Annotated in this window: 18 protein-coding genes; 9 read left to right on the top strand and 9 right to left on the bottom strand. The window is 45.6% G+C overall.

Going from position 1 to position 16,894, the window contains the following annotated elements; genetic code table 11:
• Positions 1-518: 518 nt before the first annotated feature.
• Positions 519-1,442, bottom strand: coding sequence for an AraC family transcriptional regulator (locus J2Z18_RS29870; protein ID WP_007127995.1), 924 nt, complete (start codon positions 1,440-1,442; stop codon positions 519-521).
• 225 nt (positions 1,443-1,667) lie between these two features.
• Between J2Z18_RS29870 and J2Z18_RS29865 the strand changes: the two genes are divergently transcribed.
• A complete protein-coding gene (locus J2Z18_RS29865) occupies positions 1,668-1,922 on the top strand; it encodes an Atu4866 domain-containing protein (RefSeq protein WP_007127996.1) in 255 nt (84 codons plus the stop codon).
• Positions 1,923-2,004: 82 nt separating this feature from the next.
• Positions 2,005-2,742 (top strand): SDR family oxidoreductase, encoded by a 738-nt coding sequence (locus J2Z18_RS29860; protein ID WP_007127997.1) that lies wholly within the window; start codon positions 2,005-2,007, stop codon positions 2,740-2,742.
• 420 nt (positions 2,743-3,162) lie between these two features.
• Here the strand turns inward: J2Z18_RS29860 and J2Z18_RS29855 are convergent, their stop codons facing one another.
• A complete protein-coding gene (locus J2Z18_RS29855) occupies positions 3,163-3,852 on the bottom strand; it encodes a response regulator transcription factor (protein ID WP_007127998.1) in 690 nt (229 codons plus the stop codon).
• Positions 3,842-4,600 carry a sensor histidine kinase gene (locus tag J2Z18_RS29850; protein WP_083832584.1) on the bottom strand — a complete coding sequence of 253 codons (759 nt, stop codon included), beginning with the start codon at positions 4,598-4,600 and terminating at the stop codon, positions 3,842-3,844. The genes J2Z18_RS29855 and J2Z18_RS29850 overlap by 11 nt, the downstream gene beginning before the upstream one ends.
• 548 nt (positions 4,601-5,148) lie before the next feature.
• Between J2Z18_RS29850 and J2Z18_RS29845 the strand changes: the two genes are divergently transcribed.
• A complete protein-coding gene (locus J2Z18_RS29845) occupies positions 5,149-5,709 on the top strand; it encodes a VanZ family protein (protein ID WP_007128001.1) in 561 nt (186 codons plus the stop codon).
• A 61-nt stretch (positions 5,710-5,770) separates the two neighbouring features.
• Here the strand turns inward: J2Z18_RS29845 and J2Z18_RS29840 are convergent, their stop codons facing one another.
• Positions 5,771-6,655: a LysR family transcriptional regulator gene (locus J2Z18_RS29840; RefSeq protein WP_007128002.1), complete on the bottom strand. Its 885-nt coding sequence runs from the start codon at positions 6,653-6,655 to the stop codon at positions 5,771-5,773.
• A gap of 138 nt (positions 6,656-6,793) precedes the next feature.
• Here J2Z18_RS29840 and J2Z18_RS29835 point away from each other — a divergent pair, with 138 nt between their 5' ends.
• The 3 genes from J2Z18_RS29835 to J2Z18_RS29825 all read left to right on the top strand — a co-directional run bounded on the left by J2Z18_RS29835 (position 6,794) and on the right by J2Z18_RS29825 (position 9,296).
• Positions 6,794-8,011, top strand: coding sequence for an MFS transporter (locus tag J2Z18_RS29835; protein WP_007128003.1), 1,218 nt, complete (start codon positions 6,794-6,796; stop codon positions 8,009-8,011).
• 166 nt (positions 8,012-8,177) lie between these two features.
• Positions 8,178-8,702 carry a DUF5946 family protein gene (locus J2Z18_RS29830; RefSeq protein ID WP_007128004.1) on the top strand — a complete coding sequence of 175 codons (525 nt, stop codon included), beginning with the start codon at positions 8,178-8,180 and terminating at the stop codon, positions 8,700-8,702.
• Between the two features lie 15 nt (positions 8,703-8,717).
• Entirely contained in the window at positions 8,718-9,296 is a 579-nt protein-coding gene (locus J2Z18_RS29825) for an MBL fold metallo-hydrolase (RefSeq protein ID WP_007128005.1), read from the top strand.
• 218 nt (positions 9,297-9,514) lie between these two features.
• Here the strand turns inward: J2Z18_RS29825 and J2Z18_RS29820 are convergent, their stop codons facing one another.
• On the bottom strand, positions 9,515-11,386 hold the full coding sequence (locus J2Z18_RS29820) for a beta-L-arabinofuranosidase domain-containing protein (RefSeq protein ID WP_007128006.1): 1,872 nt from the start codon (positions 11,384-11,386) through the stop codon (positions 9,515-9,517).
• A gap of 317 nt (positions 11,387-11,703) precedes the next feature.
• Between J2Z18_RS29820 and J2Z18_RS29815 the strand changes: the two genes are divergently transcribed.
• Positions 11,704-12,486 (top strand): helix-turn-helix transcriptional regulator, encoded by a 783-nt coding sequence (locus J2Z18_RS29815; RefSeq protein ID WP_040738196.1) that lies wholly within the window; start codon positions 11,704-11,706, stop codon positions 12,484-12,486.
• A gap of 143 nt (positions 12,487-12,629) precedes the next feature.
• On the opposite strand, the gene J2Z18_RS29810 is transcribed toward J2Z18_RS29815, so the two are convergent.
• The 3 genes from J2Z18_RS29810 to J2Z18_RS29800 all read right to left on the bottom strand — a co-directional run bounded on the left by J2Z18_RS29810 (position 12,630) and on the right by J2Z18_RS29800 (position 14,933).
• Entirely contained in the window at positions 12,630-13,028 is a 399-nt protein-coding gene (locus tag J2Z18_RS29810) for a DUF3221 domain-containing protein (RefSeq protein ID WP_007128008.1), read from the bottom strand.
• Between the two features lie 161 nt (positions 13,029-13,189).
• On the bottom strand, positions 13,190-13,642 hold the full coding sequence (locus J2Z18_RS29805; RefSeq protein WP_007128009.1) for a VOC family protein: 453 nt from the start codon (positions 13,640-13,642) through the stop codon (positions 13,190-13,192).
• 298 nt (positions 13,643-13,940) lie between these two features.
• On the bottom strand, positions 13,941-14,933 hold the full coding sequence (locus J2Z18_RS29800; RefSeq protein ID WP_312889714.1) for a LacI family DNA-binding transcriptional regulator: 993 nt from the start codon (positions 14,931-14,933) through the stop codon (positions 13,941-13,943).
• A 76-nt stretch (positions 14,934-15,009) separates the two neighbouring features.
• Here J2Z18_RS29800 and J2Z18_RS29795 point away from each other — a divergent pair, with 76 nt between their 5' ends.
• Both J2Z18_RS29795 and J2Z18_RS29790 read left to right on the top strand, forming a co-directional pair.
• Complete coding sequence (locus tag J2Z18_RS29795; protein ID WP_007128011.1) at positions 15,010-15,837, top strand: HAD-IIB family hydrolase; 828 nt, start codon at positions 15,010-15,012, stop codon at positions 15,835-15,837.
• Between the two features lie 127 nt (positions 15,838-15,964).
• The gene (locus J2Z18_RS29790; RefSeq protein WP_007128012.1) at positions 15,965-16,165 is read left to right on the top strand and encodes a hypothetical protein; all 201 of its coding nucleotides are present in this window, start codon (positions 15,965-15,967) and stop codon (positions 16,163-16,165) included.
• Between the two features lie 107 nt (positions 16,166-16,272).
• On the opposite strand, the gene J2Z18_RS29785 is transcribed toward J2Z18_RS29790, so the two are convergent.
• Positions 16,273-16,743, bottom strand: coding sequence for a hypothetical protein (locus J2Z18_RS29785; RefSeq protein WP_138919310.1), 471 nt, complete (start codon positions 16,741-16,743; stop codon positions 16,273-16,275).
• Positions 16,744-16,894: the final 151 nt, after the last annotated feature.

The raw sequence follows: 16,894 nt of genomic DNA, 5'->3' as shown, positions 1-16,894 counted from the left end.
CGAGAATTTGTTCAATTCTCTATTGTAACTCCCCGCCGAAGCGGTTCGTTTTACTCACTCGTTGTTCAGTTTTCAAAGATCAACCTTTTCGTTACTGGCGAAACATGTTCGCAGCAGCAACTCTTATAATATATCACTTTCCATCCATCTAAATCAACAAGTAAAAAGTTCCAATTTCTTGTGATCGTTCTTTTTATTTGTTTACTTGTCAGCAGCTTTCTTGCTGCCGGATTTATAATATAACATAATCTCTTTTCGATTATAAGTTGTAAAATATTCCGGGTGTTGATAAAGACTAATCAATGTTTAAGCAATTTCGAGTAGGCAGTCGATGTACGGTGAACCGTCTCACGCAGTTTCTAGACAAAACGCATTACTCCCGCCAAATAGTTCAACTGTATGCAATTAACCTGGTCGTATTGTTCAAATGGGAAAACCACTCCCGGCCACTCTCTAATCCTGGATCCGCCCCACATATCCCTACTATTTCTGCAAAATTCTTGTTGAAGCATGCTTCGTTAACCGTCGCTAGCCGTTTCATCCATAAGGGTGCTACGCAGACGACGAACGTCCCGGATTGGTGGCTGCCCAAACATCCGCGCATATTCCCTGCTAAAATGCGATGGGCTCTCATATCCAACCTGAAATGCAGCTTCGGCCGCATCGATGGATCCTGTCAGGAGTAACCGGCGTGCCTCTTGCAATCGGATCTGTTTCTGAAACTGGATCGGACTCATCCCTGTGACTTCCTTAAAATAATCGTATAAAGACGAAGCGCTCATGCGGGCCTCTGCGGCTAAATCATCGACGCGCAGGGGCTGGGCAAAGTCGCGATTAAGCTTTTCGACGACCCCTGCGATGCGTTGTGCATGACTTCCGATAACTGCAATCTGCTTCAGCGAAGCGTTATTTTCTTTCTGGAGCACCCGGTAAATAACCTCTCGCATAGCGTAAGGCGCAAGCACCGGGATATCTTGCGGCGCTTCGATCAATTTTACAAGCCGCAGCACTGCATCCAGGAGGGCATGGTCGATTTGGCTTACCTTTAGTCCCCGGCATGTTTCATTTCCTGCTCTCATCGAATCTCCGGCAGCCTGAATGACGTCAACAATCTGTTTCATATCGAAAATGATCTGCGCACTGACATATGGTGTTTCACTCGAAGCTTCCATCACCTGTCCAGTAATCGGCAGATGTACCGATGCGGTTAAAAAGCTGTTTGAATCATATTGGTACATCTCCTGCCCTAATATAACTACCTTGGAACCTTGAGCTACGACGCAAAGAGAAGGTTCATAAACGGAATAAACCGGCTCGGACGTCCTGGAAGCACGAATCAGGCGCAAACCGGGAACTTTCGTGTCATGCGTTCCGTCTTCTAGCGTGAATTTCTCTATGATATGTAGAAGTTCCTTTCTTTGTTTCTCGAACCATGCATCCATTAGTCTTCCCCTTCTTTTTACTGATGTAATTAACCTTACTTTATCTTTCTCTGGAGGATTTGACAATGATCCTGCAGGATCCGGCTACCGACTCTCCGCTCGAAGTTGCGATAATCGATATGTAAAAAAATGCGTTAGCGGAATGGGAGACCTATCCATAAGCAAACTTACAAGGTAGGTAAATGACAGCCCAATACACGCAAACGAGACGAGAGGAGAAATTGTATGAGTACACCAAACGAACAAAACCATCCATATGTCGGCATGTGGGTGACCAAAGACGGTTATATTCGACATGAACTGCTGCCGAACGGGCGGTATGACGAGGCACGCGGTAATCGAAAAAGCGCTTATCAAGGCCGGTATACCATTATAGGCGACCATATTGAGTACGTAGATGATACCGGGTTTACCGCAGACGGTGATTTCCGGGATTCAGTGCTTTACCACGCCGGTATGGTTCTCTATCGTGAGGAGTAGGAGATTTCCTTGTTTAGTTTATTAATTAGTTACCGTTTAATCGAACAATTAGCATAATCAAATGGAAGAGGAGAAATGTTTCATGTCAAAAATCCAGGGTAAAGTTGTTGTCATTACAGGAGCAAGCAGCGGGATTGGTGAAGCGACGGCCAAGCTTCTTGCCAGTCAGGGAGCGCATGTTGTTATGGGGGCCAGACGCGTGGAAAGACTGGCAGCTTTGGCTTCGACGATTGAGACAGAAGGAGGCTCGGTACTATTTCAACAGCTGGACGTGACGAATATCGAGCAAATGCAGTCCATCATCCGCTTGGCGCAGACCCGGTTCGGCCAAGTCGACGTCATTGTAAACAATGCCGGCGTAATGCCCCTCTCTCCTTTGGCTGCCTTGAAAATTGAGGAATGGAACCGAATGATTGACGTCAATATTCGCGGAGTTCTGCATGGCATCGCTGCAGGTCTTCCCATCATGAGAGAGCAGCAATCCGGTCATATCATTAACTTGGCTTCCATCGGTGCCTATGCAGTGTCACCAACGGCAGCAGTCTACTGTGCAACCAAATATGCCGTTCGCGCCATCACGGAAGGCTTGCGGCAGGAAGTTGGAGCAGACATTAGGGTAACGCTGGTTTCCCCGGGCGTAACACAGTCTGAGCTCGCAGAGAGTATTTCGGATGACGAGGCCAGGGAACTCATGAAAACGTACCGACGTGACGCTCTGCCTGCTTTTGCCATTGCCCGAGCTATTGCTTATGCGATTGAGCAACCGGCAGATGTCGACGTCAATGAGTTAGTGGTGCGGCCAACTGCCCAGCTTGCATAACAATGTGACAGAGAAAGGACCTGGAGCAACGGGTCTTCAAATATTGAAGGATGAATCAGGCAGTCAGTCAACCCATCGACTCGGCTGCTTGTTTGCTTCAAACTCCCCCTCCGATTCCGTCAGCGGAAAGTTTTGTTTGAAGATAGGCCTAATGGGTTAGAAGTATGCGGCAACTCCCGCCCACCCATAACCTATTGAGTTACGCTTTTTCGTCATTTGTTTATGACTACCGTGCTAGACAATTACCCTGCAATTATTGCACAGGTGTTGCTTGCCCCTGGCACCCCAACATTTTTCCGTCTTTGTTTGTTAGCACAGCTAAATCAGCAATGAGCCAATCACCTCTACTTACGAGGTTCCGAAAATTTAAAGTGGGCAACAGTGCTTTCGCACAGTGTCGCCCCCGCTTGTATTCGTTCTTCAAATCTCAATTTTATATCCGACACCCCATACCGTCTGAATGAGCTTATAGCCTAGCAATTTGTCCACTTTCTCTCGCAGGTTGCTGATGTGTACCATCACAGTATTATTGCCCTCATAATATTTTTCCTTCCATACCTTCTGGAAAATGTCTTCGGCGGGAAATACTTGCCCTGGATGACTTGCAAGTAAATATAAAATATCAAATTCTTTTGCGGTGAGGACGATTTTTTCTTCATTGTATCTTACTTCGTAACGTTTATGGTCGATCGTAAGTGGTCCAAATTGCAGGAAAGAAGAACCTTGAGATGGATTGTTTTTTGCCGGATAGGCGCGTCTCAGAAGGGCCTTCACCCTTACAATTAACTCCAAAAGATGAAACGGCTTGGTCATATAATCATCTGCACCAATCAATAATCCTTCTATCTTGTCCATGTCCTCCGATTTGGCGCTTAGCATGAGAATAGGCACGTTCTCTGTCTTTCTAACTTCCTTAGAAAACGTAAGTCCGTCCATCTCAGGCATCATCACATCTACGATTACAAGGTCAATCTCTAGTTCCTGAAAGCATCGTAAAGCTTCCAATCCAGTAGCAGCTGTGAAGACGTTATGACCTTCTTGTCGAAGTGCAAGCTCCACGAGTCTTACAATTTCCGGATCGTCGTCTACCACCAATATGTTAGCGTTCATCGATGTTCTCCCTTTCAAACAAAGTAAAGAAAGCTGTCCCGCTCTCATCACTCTTCACCCAAATTTCCCCTTGATGAAGTTCTACAATATTTTTGGCTATGGCAAGCCCGAGACCTGAACCTTCTTCCGTACGCGCCTCATCTGCTCGATAAAAGCGTTCAAAAACATATGGAAGAGAGTGCTTAGGAATCGGTTTCCCGTAATTTTTTATTTCAATACAAATCCCTTTCTCGTCCTCCTGGAGTCGGATATCAAGCCACTTACCATCCGCGCCATATCGCAATGCGTTGTTTATAATATTTTCGTATACTCGTACGAGTTTCTCAGCATCTGCATAAAGCCAGACTTCGCGACCAGGTAAACTTAAACGAGCTTCCATCCGATTGGCTTTTAATTCAGGAATATACTGAGCAGCCAGCTGTTGGAGCAATCGAGTCATATTTATTTTTTCTTTATGAAGGGTTAGCTTCGGATTTTTTGTACGAACATACTCAAACAGTTCATTAACAAGGCGATCTAAATTTTTGCTCTTCTCATAGATGATAGACGTATAATAGCGCATTTCGACTTCATCTTTGTAACGATCCTGTTCAATAATATAGAGATAACCAAGAATTGAAGTTAATGGCGTGCGTAAATCATGGGAAACAGAAGTGATTAGCTCATTCTTCGATTCTTCTGCTGCTCTCTCCTGCTGCAGGGAGAGTTCTAGCTGATGAACAAGAAATATTCTGTGCCAAATTTCCAATCAACGTACCCCGATCACTCACAGGTAATTTTACGTCCAATTTCCCTTCGGCCATCGATTGAAGCATTTGGGATACCTCTGTATAGTAACGAAATGACCGTCGAGACACAATAAACATGCTGAAAATGAGAAATAGGAAAAAAACAAAAAATATAATAGGAAACAACCTGGGGAATAGTCCGTTAAGTTCATTAACCAGGTTGATGACAAGGTTATATAGATCATCTGAAATAACTCTAATGATCAGAATAACAGCCATTAGTACAAAACAAGTTCCCCCTGCAAGCACTGCACTTATGCTGATAAACTTCGCCAGCTCCAATCGCATCCTATGATATGTAGATTCCATACAATTCGCTCCATATTTAATTTTTATTAAAAATGATTAATACTCACAAAATCTAATGAACCTCAGTTCCAAGAATACTCGATCACTGCTTTTGTTTATGTAAAACTTTAAAATTCTTTAAATATACTTTACATATTCTAAACTTTCTCTTTGTAAGCTGAATAAGGAAATTAAGTTACTACGAAGGAGAGAGACTTTCATGGATTTGTTATACACTATTCCACCATTAGCCGTTTTGATACCTTTAGCACTACTGTATATCATTTTTAGGGTGATTACCTATAAAAACAAGAGAGTGACCTTACTTGAAATTTTATTTAGCGGCTATTCGTTGGGTGTCATTTATTTTGTCTTTTTACCTATTGAGCTGACCTTTGGGGTTCACCGCAATCAGGCTCCATGGTACAGCTCGATCAACTTTATTCCTATTCTAACCATTGATATGACAAGCTTTATATTAAATATTATCCTGTTCATTCCACTGGGTGTTTTCTTGTGGCTTGCGCCTCGCACCGTTTATTCCTTAAAACAAGCAATTCGGACGGGGTTGTCCGTATCATTTGGCATAGAGCTGATGCAGCTCATTATTAAACTATTACTTGGCAGCTCAAGAAGTATCGACATCAACGACTTGATAGCTAACACGATAGGATGCGTAGTAGGTTATTTCTTAATTAAACAAGCTATAAAATTCAAACCGTTTGCATCTCTTCTAAAATGGCTTCTCCCTATAAATCATCGGCTTTATAAGAAACTTTAGATAAAAAAAGACAAGGCACTGAACGGTATGGATGCTTCCATTCGCAGTTCGATGCCTTGTTTTATTTACCGAAACGGCTTGTTTCATCATCTGCCATCATACGGACAAATTCCATGGACGCGGGGGAAATCTCATCGAAAGAAATTGCGATAACTCCGATCTCCCTGGTAATCACAGGCGTAACCGGCTTAACGGTGAGCCCATGGGACACGGAGGATAGCGTAAAGTCGAAAACAAGACCGATCCCGAGCCGTCTACGGACCATATGGATCAGGGTTTCGGCGGTTTGGACGGTCAAATTGCTTTCGAGATTTAAGTGGTGCTGCTGAAGTATGCTGTTCATCGCCGCCTCATGCCCGCCTTTACAATAAATCATGTCATGCTGGTACCTTCCGAGGTCGACAACCGCCGTATCGTGCAGCTCATGATCGTCCGGAATGATCGCCACCATGTGATCCTGAACCAGGCTATAGTGCTCAAATTCCGTAAACGGGGACGCGACAAGCCCAATTTCCACGGCACGGTCGGTGACCCATTCCTTGATCTGGTCGGATACCCCCTCATGGAGTTCAATTTGAACGTGAGGATACTTGGCCCGGAACCTGGCGATAGCCTCAGGAAGTAACAGGGACGACGCAGCGGGAAACGAGCCGATTTTGATTGTTCCAGATAAGAGCTGGCTCTCCCGGCTGGCTACCTGAAAAATGCGGTTTTCAATGGATTGCATCTGCCTCGCCAATACCAGAACCTCTCTGCCGACATCGGTCAGAATGATCCCCTTCTGCCTATCCCTCACAAACAGTCTCACTTGCAGCGCATCTTCAAGCTGTTTAATCGTCTTGCTCACAGCGGGTTGGGAAATAAACAACGCTTTCGCTGCTTCGGTAATGTTTAATTTCTCGGCGGCAGCCATAAAGACATTCAGGTGGTTCAAGTTTATTTTCATCGCGCACACCTTCATAACCACGTGGTTATTCCCTTTATTACAAATATGTATTTCAGTTATGTACTATTATAACTTATTCTAATTGCACGGCAATACGGAGACATCGCACGCATTTAAGGTTGTAAGGAGGAGATTATATTGATCGATCATGCAAAAAAAGCGGGGCTTTCTCAGACCTCGGAGGGCACCCGCGTATCTACTCGCCGCATCTTGTCTACAGCTTGGATCGTTACGGCTGTATTCATGCTGTCCAATTCAGCGACGCCGCTGTATGTCCAGTGGCAGACGGCGCTGGGATTCACGAATGGAACCCTAACGGTTATTTTTGCCGCTTATATCGCGGGCTTGCTTGGCAGCCTGCTCGCAGCCGGCCAGTTGTCCGACCGGTTCGGACGCAAGGCGGTGCTTTATCCGGGTCTTTTGGCTGCGGTGGCCGCCTGTGCGCTGTTCGCATCGGCCGAATCGGTCGGCATGCTGCTGGCAGCTCGGTTGCTGACAGGCATAGCCGTCGGCGTCATCGTTTCCGCCGGCATGGCGGCGGTAGTGGACTCCGGTGGACACAGCAAGAGACAACTGGCATCCCTTGCCGCTTCCGTGGCTATGGTCCTCGGAGCCGGACTCGGGCCGCTGCTGGCCGGAATGATGGCCCAATTTCTTGCGTACCCTGTTGTGCCTGTGTATTCCGCGCAATTAATCATTTTAGCGACAGCCTTTCTGGTGGCATCCCGTCTCCCTTCCCGGCGGCATCCTACGCACGGAGAATGGAAGCTGCGCTTCCCGTCGGTCCCTAAGCATAACCGTCTGCATTTAGCGATGGGAATATCCGTGTTTGCTCCGGGCATTACCTCGACTTCCTTTGTACTGTCTCTGGGTCCGCCGCTGCTGTCCAAGCTACTGCATGTGACCAGTCCCTTGGTCGCTGGAGGAACGGCCTGTATCATGTTCTTGGCGGCCACGGGAATCCAATTCGTTGTCAAAAGGTTCTCCGTGCGCAGTCTGTTTCTCATGGGTAGTGCGGTTATCCTTTTGTCCATGAGCTGCCTGGTATCTGCTGTTATGTTATCGGCACCAGCAATCCTTGTAATAGCTGCGGTATTCGCAGGTGTTGGACAGGGGTTGGGGCAGCTTGGAGGCCTCACGCTGATCAGCTTGCATGTCCCGGAACATCGCCGCGCCGAAGCCAATGCGGTACTGAATATCGGAGGATACGTACCTGCCGCGCTGCTGCCCATCGGAACAGGTTTTTTGATCGATATGACCAGCATCTCCCCGGGTGCCTCGCTGTTTGCGGGTGTGATTGCGGCAGCTTCGGTCGCGGGGGCCGTTTTTGTAACCTTGAAGTTTAATAAAAGATAAAGACTAGAGACGGTTATCTCCATGGGCTGAATGATTCAAACATGCGGTAAACCAGGCGAATATAATTTGACTTTAACGTAGCGTTAACCCTTAAAGTGATTCTAAAGGGTGGATGCAATAGAGGAATTTTTCAATTTGATGATAATTAGCGAAGGTGAGCTTTAATATGCAGAATATAGAGCGACAAGCACAGAAAAAAGGCGTGAAGTTGAAGGCTTATGGTCAATGCCAATTTTGTGGATCAAACACTGCTGGTGGAGTTATTGAATGTTTTGACATTTTCAATCATATAGCAAGTCATTTTGTAGGAGGAAATGGTCTTTCTCAATTTATATATACTGATGCACATTGTCTGCAGCATTCGGAGGTTCATGGCAGATGGAACAACAATTTGCATCTCACCAGACAGTATTTAATACTTGAAAGAAATATAGAATGGGAGTATTCGAAACCACCTCTGTTGAGCGATATGATGGATAAATACAAATTATCGCACCCGGATGCTTTGATCCCTGCATTGCCCGTACTAGAAAGAGGAAACTTAACCGTTACGGACTTAGTAGGACTTAAACAGGATGAATTCGAGTCGATGCTATTAACATGGGCAATTGATGTATATCATGCATACAATCAGTTTCATGCAATTGCAAAAATTGTAGGTGATCTCTATATCAACAAATATGAACGATAAAAAACGGAGGACAACATGAATGTTATAAATATTGGATATGGCTCAACAAATTATTATGCAATAGAGCACCAGAAGAAGTATCTATTAATCGATACAGGCATGCCGGGTACGCTAGGAAAAATGACGAGTCAATTGCGAAAATATGGAATCAATCTGAATGCTGTTCATCATTTGATTGTAACTCACTTTCATCCTGATCATTGTGGAATCGCCCAAGAGCTACAATCCTTGGGCGTAGAATTGATGATCAGCAGAACACAACTATCTTTTCTTGAATCAGCAAATAACTTTCTGAAAAAACTGCACAATTATAAAGAAATTGAAGTCAATCCCAACAACATCATCAACGAAAACGATAAATCGGTGTTCACTAACAGATTTGGTATTCCTGGATACATTCTGCACACACCAGGTCACTCAGAAGATTCCATCAGTATTATTATCGAAGGAGTAGGTATTTTTACAGGTGACTTGCCTTTTCCAAACCACTACATGATTGAATCGAACGAGAAGGTGGATATTAGTTGGTCACAACTAAGAAGCACAAACGAAAAAAAGGTATTTCCAGGGCATGGGGATCCCTTCTCACTTTGAAAGTTGAATGAGCAGCACCTCTAAACTCGGATAGACATATAATAAATTTTGGAAATTTCTATCAACTATCGCAGGGCAATCAGGATGATGTGCTTCGCTTGGGAATGATTTTAACTTGGTCCTCTTGGTCCTATAAAGTAAAAAGCCGCGCGTATGCGGCTTAAAAAGGGACACCGTTTTTGACTTTCAAAAGCTTACTTCTCTCTGGATCTTCAGTTTCACTTCGATTTTGCACCCGTTACTTTGAAGTAAATTTGATAAGGCTCGTACCCGATATCCCGAATTCGTTTGAACGTGATGGCAGGATCCTGGTTGACTGTTTTGAAGAAATAACGCCAACTCCCCCACTCGCGCTCATTCTCGTTCTCGATGGCGGACGCGATATTCTCATCCTCCACATAGAGCTGACGTTCCGTCTCACACAAGCCCGCCAGCACTTCCGGCCCGTATCGGAAAGCACCCGTCCGTTCGTCGTCGGGCAGCGGAACAAACCGAATGCCGATTGGCAGCATAATCGAGACGGTATCGCCTTCCTTCCATGCTCTGTGAATGTCGTAGAAGCTGCTGCTGTCTCGAGTCGTCCCCTGCAAACGGTCATTAACGTATACGGAAACCTCTGCCATGATCCACTCCGGTATGCGGAAGCGGAGCGTGAATGTTGTCGGCGCCGCAGTGGATACGATGAAATCGTACTTCCGGAAGGCAGGCATATTTTCATTCGTCGCCGCTGTATCATTAATGGCTTGATACCCAGCTGTGTTAGATGAGGATAGCAGGCTGCCGCTCATTTTGTCCTGCGTCTGTACGATCTGTATGTCGGTGCCATCGATGCTTGTGCGCAACTCGGAATCGAAGTATTGACTGATATAGATGATTTCCCCGTCCTGATAATAAATTCCCTTATTCCAGGCCGCATTCGCCTGAACCATCGTGCCATGGCAGCAGAAGAAGCTGTCGGTTTCCGTGCTCCACTCCTTACGCAGACCGGCCTTCATGGGAAGAAAATAGGTCAGCAGTCCGGTATGAGGATGCTTATGCTGACTGCCCGTCAAGCCATATTCCTGATAATAGGCTTGCGCCATAATGCCATTGTAAAGATTGTATTCGATATATTGCGCGTAGGATGGATCGCCCGTTTGACGAAATAAGAACTCGGCCAGGCGGATCATGTTATAGACCGTGCAATGCTCTTGATTTTTGTCACCCAGACGCGCCTTCATCTTCATCTTCGGCATCCAGACCTCACCAGCGGTTTGACCGCCTGTCGCAAGGCTTCCTCTCTCCGTAACCGCGCATTTCCAATACGCTTGGACGATGGACAGCCACCTGTCGTCTCCGGTAACCTCATAAGCTCTCGCACAGCCGAGCACTTCCGGGATCGTGGTGTTTGCATGCATATTCGTAAGGGGATCTTTGCCCTCCAGCAAGGGTTGAAACAGCCGACTGCGATAGTAGCGTTCCAGCAGCACACGATATTTGTCCGCCCCGGTTATGTGCAGCAGATCGGCCCATACCTCAAGCATCCCGCCTGTCTCCACATCGAGAATATCGTCGAATTGCTCTCTTGTAAAAGTGCCGCTCCAATTAACAAACCAGTCCGCGAACCGATCCACGATATCGAGCGCCTGTCGATTACCGGCATATTGCCAGGCATCGACCAGTCCCATCAATATTTTATGCAGATTGTATTGGGGCGCCCAGATGCTTTTGCCCCTTGCAATCCAGTGCAGATACTTTTCGGGAATCGGACCGACCCACTGCCCGCCGTTATCCCGTTGGCATTCATGCAGCTCCTGCACGATCGCATCCAGTTTGGCCTTTAATTCCATGTCGCCGCTTTTTTCGTAATGCATCGCCGCGCCCGACAACCAATGACCAAGAAAATGTCCGCGCAATTGGCAGACCGGCGTCTCCCAACCGCCGTGCGCACCTTCGGGAATCGTTCTGCCGTGAAATCTGCCGGCCTCCAATTGATAATTAAACAACAGATGACCGCTGTCCAGCTTCATCAGATAGCTTCTGTTCGCTCGTTCCCTGCGAATAAGATCATGCTCTTTTACAATGACCTGTTTACCCATCAATCCTTTCATCGTATCCCTCCTGTCCAGATGTCGGCCGGACGGGCTGTAACCTTTCAGCCCGGTTACCGGAACGCCTTGAAAAAGTATTTTTGTCTCCTACATAAACCGTAGAATTGGGGAATGAGAACCATCGTTGCTCCCCCACTGGTCCGGATAAACGGCCCAAATGATCGGATTGGAGCGCATGAAGATCCCCATGCCCAAGTATCATCGCATCTTAATAATTCGGGATCAGGGATAGTATAGAGGACTGACTTTTGCCGGAAAATGATTTATACTTGCTTTTACTTGATCAATTCTATTATTGCGAGGATTGCGAGGAAACGATGACAACGATTTATTATGTCGGATACGGTGCGGCCCATCCCGGCGACTTTCTGTATGATTTTCCGGAGGGTCATGATTTCTGGTTGCTTATTTTGACACATACTCCGGCCGAAATCTGGGTGCAGGGCAGCGTCAGGGAATACCCGGCCAATTGCGCCGTGCTTTTTCGGCCTGGACAGAAAATCTGGTATCGTGCCTGTGCGGAGCAATTCGTCAACGACTGGGTGCGCTTCGATACCGACGAATCCTACTTGACGGAAACGACGCTGCCGTTAGGCGTTCCGTTGCCGTTGGTAGACCCCGGCTACTTCAGCAGGCTGTTTCAACTTCTCGCTACCGAGCATTTCTTCCAGTACGACTATCGGGAATTGTCGATCGATTATTTGCTCCGGCTGATGTTCCATAAGCTGCTGGAGGCCGCCCGGGAGACGGATAGACAGCCGGACGAGCATCAATTGCTGGAGCTTCGCAAGCGGATTCACAATAATCCGGGCTTTGCATGGTCCGTTCCGGTCATGGCGGAGTCCGTCCATCTGAGTCCGAGTTATTTGCAGGCCTTGTACAAATCCGCCTTCGGCGTCTCATGCATGGAAGATGTCATTCAGAGCAGGGTCCGACTGGCCAAAGAACGGCTGTTATACGGCTCGCAGAGGATCGCTGACATTGCTGCATTGTGCGGCTACCGGAATGTCGAGCACTTCTCCAGACAATTTCGCCGAATTGCTGGCTGTACTCCACGTTCCTTCCGGAGCTCCGCAGGCGCGGCCGCTGATCAAAAATAAACCAGCAAATGCCCTCCTCCATTCGTGACAAGAAATTGTAGCGATAAAAAAAGCCGCTAAGTTAGCGACTTTCTTTGGGATCATATTCTTGACTATCGAGAGCGTTCGTAAAGGGCAGGGGTTAAAACAATAATGATGGTATTTTAATTGATTTTTTCAATACGCTTAACGAATCGAATAGGTGGAAAGGATTCTAGCTGGTCTAAGCCAGAAGTGATTTTCACTTTTTGTCCTACTTCAATTGATTCGTAAGTCTCTTTTTCAACCAAATAAAATGAAGCTTCCGGTTGGTCTTGTGCTAATTTTACAAAATACTCAAGATTACCTTTTTTTAAATCCTCCTCACTTATGTTTTGAAGAACGAAAAGTTTGTACATGTCACTTTGATCAGTCTTATATACTACAGTACCTTCGTAAACTGGATACTCCTCTTTCTTATCTTTATTTGAACAGCCAGCAACTATAAACATACTAATTAAAATACACAGCATTACTTTCTGATAATGCATTGCCGTACCTCTTTTGAAAATTTTCTTGTTCATTACATCAAGCTCCGCAAGTTTTGGTTACAGCTCCCGGGTCATAAAAGTACTGTAAGGATCGAGCGCATAGTCAGCAAATGGCCCGCACTCCAACAACCCGAAGGCAGCGTACAGCCGTCTTAGCCGGCTAAGGCAGCCTTCGCGTCCGTAAAAAACGTTACTTAATTATTACCGATTTGTTCGGCCAAACCGATTAGAAGTCCTTCAACGCCACGAATGTAGCAGAGCCGGTACGAGTCCCCGTACTGAACAATTTCGCCAACGAGCACAGCACCATGTTTAGAGAGTCTGGATACCATTTCGTCAATGTCTTCAACGGCGAACATGACGCGCAGATAACCGAGAGCATTTACAGGAGCAGTTCGGTGGTCTGATATAGTAGGCGGGGTGAGAAATCGCGAAAGTTCAAGTCGGCTGTGGCCATCCGGGGTAACCATCATAGCAATCTCTACATTCTGTGAGCCCAGCCCGGTTACGCGACCAGCCCATTCACCTTCGACAGTAGCTCGTCCTTCAAGCTTCAAGCCAATTTCCTCGAAGAAAGAGATTGCGTCATCGAGTGAATCCACAACGATGCCAACATTGTCCATTCTTAATAATTTGTTATTTGCCATAGTTTGATCTCCTTATTGTCGAAATTTTATTACATAATCATCTTCTTGTTATTCTATGAGTGATTATTAATCCCTTCCAATTCGGTACCAACTTGTCACAGTTCGAATGTTCTTTCTTTTTCATCTAACGATATGCTCATGGCGTGGGGGTTTGACAAGAGCATATACGGTTAAAACGCAAATAGCCGCAGCTATGCGGCTATTAAAGCATGAATCTTCTTGTCGTTTTAATTGAAAGGTGTCACTGTTTAGTAGAGATCGCGGTCGTTCTTTTTATTTTACCTTCACTTCTCTTTTTTCAAGTAGATTTACGGATAATCAGCGAAGCCTTGTAGGTTTTCACGATAGGAGCAAATTGCAGTCCCTTCAATCTCCTGGTAAGACATTCCGTAACATCCCTCACCATATCGGAAATACAATTGGTTAATGTGGTCAGCTCCGGGTCAGTCATCAGTCCTACAGGATGGTTATCGCATCCGATGATGGACATATTTTGCGGTACGGATATCCCAGTTTGCTTTGCTGCCTTCAAAATACCGGTAGCTACAAAGTCACTGCCTGTTATCATTCCATCCGGCAAATCATCAGAAGTAAATAATTGTTCTCCCAAAGAGTAACCATCCTCCATAGTCACCAGACCCGTGTAACATTGCGCTTTCGTACAAGCAAGGCCAAATTGTTGGTGAGCCAGTTGAAACCCTCTCCATCTTCGCTCTTGCAATGGTGTCAGTTGATCCATACAGAAAAATAAATGACGGCGCCCCTTGGACAGCAAATAGGCTGTCGCTTGAAAGACCGCATCTTCTTCATCCAATCGAAAGACATCGAGGAACTCTCCGTCCATCGCTTCGTTGCATATGATTCCAATGGAAGAACCTATATATTCTTTAATCTCTCTTTCAGAGAAATGGGAATGAGCAATAACCACGGCATCCATTTCTCGTCGTAACAATCGGGCATACACATCTCGTTCATACTCGCGGGATAATTCGGTCTGATAGATGACAAGTCGATACCCCGCTGAGCCTAAAGACCGACTTAATGCGCTAACAAGCTGACTGAAAAAGGGATGCTCCACATCCGGGACAATCACACCGATATGATTGCTGGCCTGAAGACGCAACTGAACCCCCTGCGTATTACGGACATATCCCAGCTGCTTAATGGCTTTCTGGACTTTTTGTCTGCTCTCATCCGATACATGCGGATGGTTGTTTAACACGCGTGATACGGTTGACTTGGAGAGACCGCTTACTCGAGAAATATCTATTATGGTGGGCAAAACGAACACCTCATCTAAAGTATTGACCTGGGAACGTTCCCTGCAACTATGATATCGTTATCAAACTGTAGGAGGAATGACACGTATGCAAGTCATCTATATCCCCGCTGTAACTGAATACCTGATATTTTTTGATTTCGACGAAACCTATTATCCGCATGAATGTTTGCCTGAACAACTCAATATGGTATACGAGCTGGAGCAATACCTCCAGCAGCTAGCCAGAAATCGTCAAGTAAAAATAGCTTGGGTTACCGGAAGCAGTGTTCAGCAACTTCAAGCAAAAATGAAAATAGCCGGTATGACGCAGCTCCCCCATTATATAGCGAGCAATCTGGGCACAGAGATGTGGGAGGTGGAGTCTGACGGACATCTGGTCACTGTTCCATCATGGACAAAGATTATTGGAGCATCCGGATACTCTCGAAGAGATGTGGAGGATTTAATTAGCGAATTAAAATCAACATACAACATTCTCCTTCACGAACAAACTCAATTTGGTCAATCCGGATATAAAATGAACTACTATTATTATCCGATATCACCAACAAGAACCCAATACGATTTAAGCATCATCAGGCACCTCGCTGCAAATCAGGGGATCGGCATTAATATCAATGTTTGCAATCCAAAGGCGGGAGATCCGGAGCACGCATATGATGTCGATTTTATCCCGGCTGGAACTGGAAAAAAAGCGGCTGTTCAATTCCTGATGGATTATTGTCAGGTACTCCCTTCCAAAACATTGGCCTTTGGAGACAGTGGTAATGACATCGAGATGCTTCAGATGGTTGCCCATGGATATCTTCTCCAGAATGCAACAGCTGAGGCAAAAGCAGGCCATAACAACGTTGCTCCTTATCCTTACGCCGAGGGTATTTTGCATGTATGCAGAAATTTCTTTGGGGAGTAATTCATGCTTTACTTTTGCATTTGCTTAGCTATTATCCAATACAAATACCGCCGATTTCCTCTTTGGAGAAGGGCGGTATTTACATATCGAGAGCTTAACAAGCCTATCCCCCGCTCGGAGGGTATATATGGAGCAACACCGGAGTATTATATTCTGCGCAGAGTTTGAAGATTTCCGTTCAAATACCATCCAACGGATCTCTGGTTTTCCCAAGCGACATGATCCGGAGAAAAACGGGATGAACTGGTCAGCATGGCCGATTATGCGCCTCAACAAGCTCCAAATCGCTGTACTCGATGACCAGCTCTTCGATACGGGCAATAAATAGCTATATCGCAGGCAGGGTTTGAAATGATGGCTTGCGAAATATCGAAATATCCCTTCTGACAATGACGAACCTCATAAAGAGCTCAGTTAAAACGATGGGGTGGTTTTTTACCACTTCTTTTTCTTCCTCTGCTTACCAAATAGAGCAAGCTTCAGCAAATAGGCTCCGTCTTTCTTGATAAAAGGAATGGTTGCAATTCCTAATGCGACGAGATAAATAAATGCAACCGTAAAACAAGCCGAGGTAATTTCAGAGTATTTGAACAAACTCGGCGTATCCGTAAAATAGCAAATGATTTTCAAGATAAATATGTTCAAGGCTACGGAGACCAAAGTGACAAAACCTGAGAGTGTGCGTTTCCCCTCATTCTCAAATTTTTGGGCACGAAATATCATCGACCAGAATAAAGTGGTCCATAAATAATACAGAATAACAATCAAAAACCAAATAAACCATAAAAAGGCTAAGATTAACAAAAGCATGTTCCCCAACTCCCTTCGGTGAAATCGTAGCTTTGCGGATGATTTTGTTGTTTGGAGGAATGCTCTTGTTGACCATTGCGTTGCTTCCTGTAACAAAACCTGTTCCCCTCTAGGAGCTTTCTTCTAGCACCATTGCATCTTCAAATCTTCAATAATAGGGTGTAAGTGTTCTCAACATGAAACAGCACAGGCCCTTACATACTCACAACAAAGAGACCGCAAATTATGCAGCTCCCATGGTCTCTAT

The sequence above is a fragment of the Paenibacillus lactis genome (assembly GCF_017873605.1).
Taxonomy (GTDB): Bacteria; Bacillota; Bacilli; order Paenibacillales; family Paenibacillaceae; genus Paenibacillus_AQ; species Paenibacillus_AQ lactis.
This window is presented reverse-complemented; position numbering and strand designations above follow the sequence as displayed.

Bases quoted from the DNA above. Each gene is read 5' to 3' on its own strand.
- J2Z18_RS29825 (WP_007128005.1), top strand. From the start codon at position 8,718: ATGAATGTTATAAATATTGGATATGGCTCAACAAATTATTATGCAATA.
- J2Z18_RS29795 (WP_007128011.1), top strand. From the start codon at position 15,010: ATGCAAGTCATCTATATCCCCGCTGTAACTGAATACCTGATATTTTTT.
- J2Z18_RS29855 (WP_007127998.1), bottom strand. From the start codon at position 3,852: ATGAACGCTAACATATTGGTGGTAGACGACGATCCGGAAATTGTAAGA.
- J2Z18_RS29810 (WP_007128008.1), bottom strand. From the start codon at position 13,028: ATGAACAAGAAAATTTTCAAAAGAGGTACGGCAATGCATTATCAGAAA.
- J2Z18_RS29830 (WP_007128004.1), top strand. From the start codon at position 8,178: ATGCAGAATATAGAGCGACAAGCACAGAAAAAAGGCGTGAAGTTGAAG.
- J2Z18_RS29865 (WP_007127996.1), top strand. From the start codon at position 1,668: ATGAGTACACCAAACGAACAAAACCATCCATATGTCGGCATGTGGGTG.
- J2Z18_RS29860 (WP_007127997.1), top strand. From the start codon at position 2,005: ATGTCAAAAATCCAGGGTAAAGTTGTTGTCATTACAGGAGCAAGCAGC.
- J2Z18_RS29790 (WP_007128012.1), top strand. From the start codon at position 15,965: ATGGAGCAACACCGGAGTATTATATTCTGCGCAGAGTTTGAAGATTTC.
- J2Z18_RS29805 (WP_007128009.1), bottom strand. From the start codon at position 13,642: ATGGCAAATAACAAATTATTAAGAATGGACAATGTTGGCATCGTTGTG.
- J2Z18_RS29815 (WP_040738196.1), top strand. From the start codon at position 11,704: ATGACAACGATTTATTATGTCGGATACGGTGCGGCCCATCCCGGCGAC.
- J2Z18_RS29845 (WP_007128001.1), top strand. From the start codon at position 5,149: ATGGATTTGTTATACACTATTCCACCATTAGCCGTTTTGATACCTTTA.
- J2Z18_RS29870 (WP_007127995.1), bottom strand. From the start codon at position 1,442: ATGGATGCATGGTTCGAGAAACAAAGAAAGGAACTTCTACATATCATA.
- J2Z18_RS29820 (WP_007128006.1), bottom strand. From the start codon at position 11,386: ATGAAAGGATTGATGGGTAAACAGGTCATTGTAAAAGAGCATGATCTT.
- J2Z18_RS29840 (WP_007128002.1), bottom strand. From the start codon at position 6,655: ATGAAAATAAACTTGAACCACCTGAATGTCTTTATGGCTGCCGCCGAG.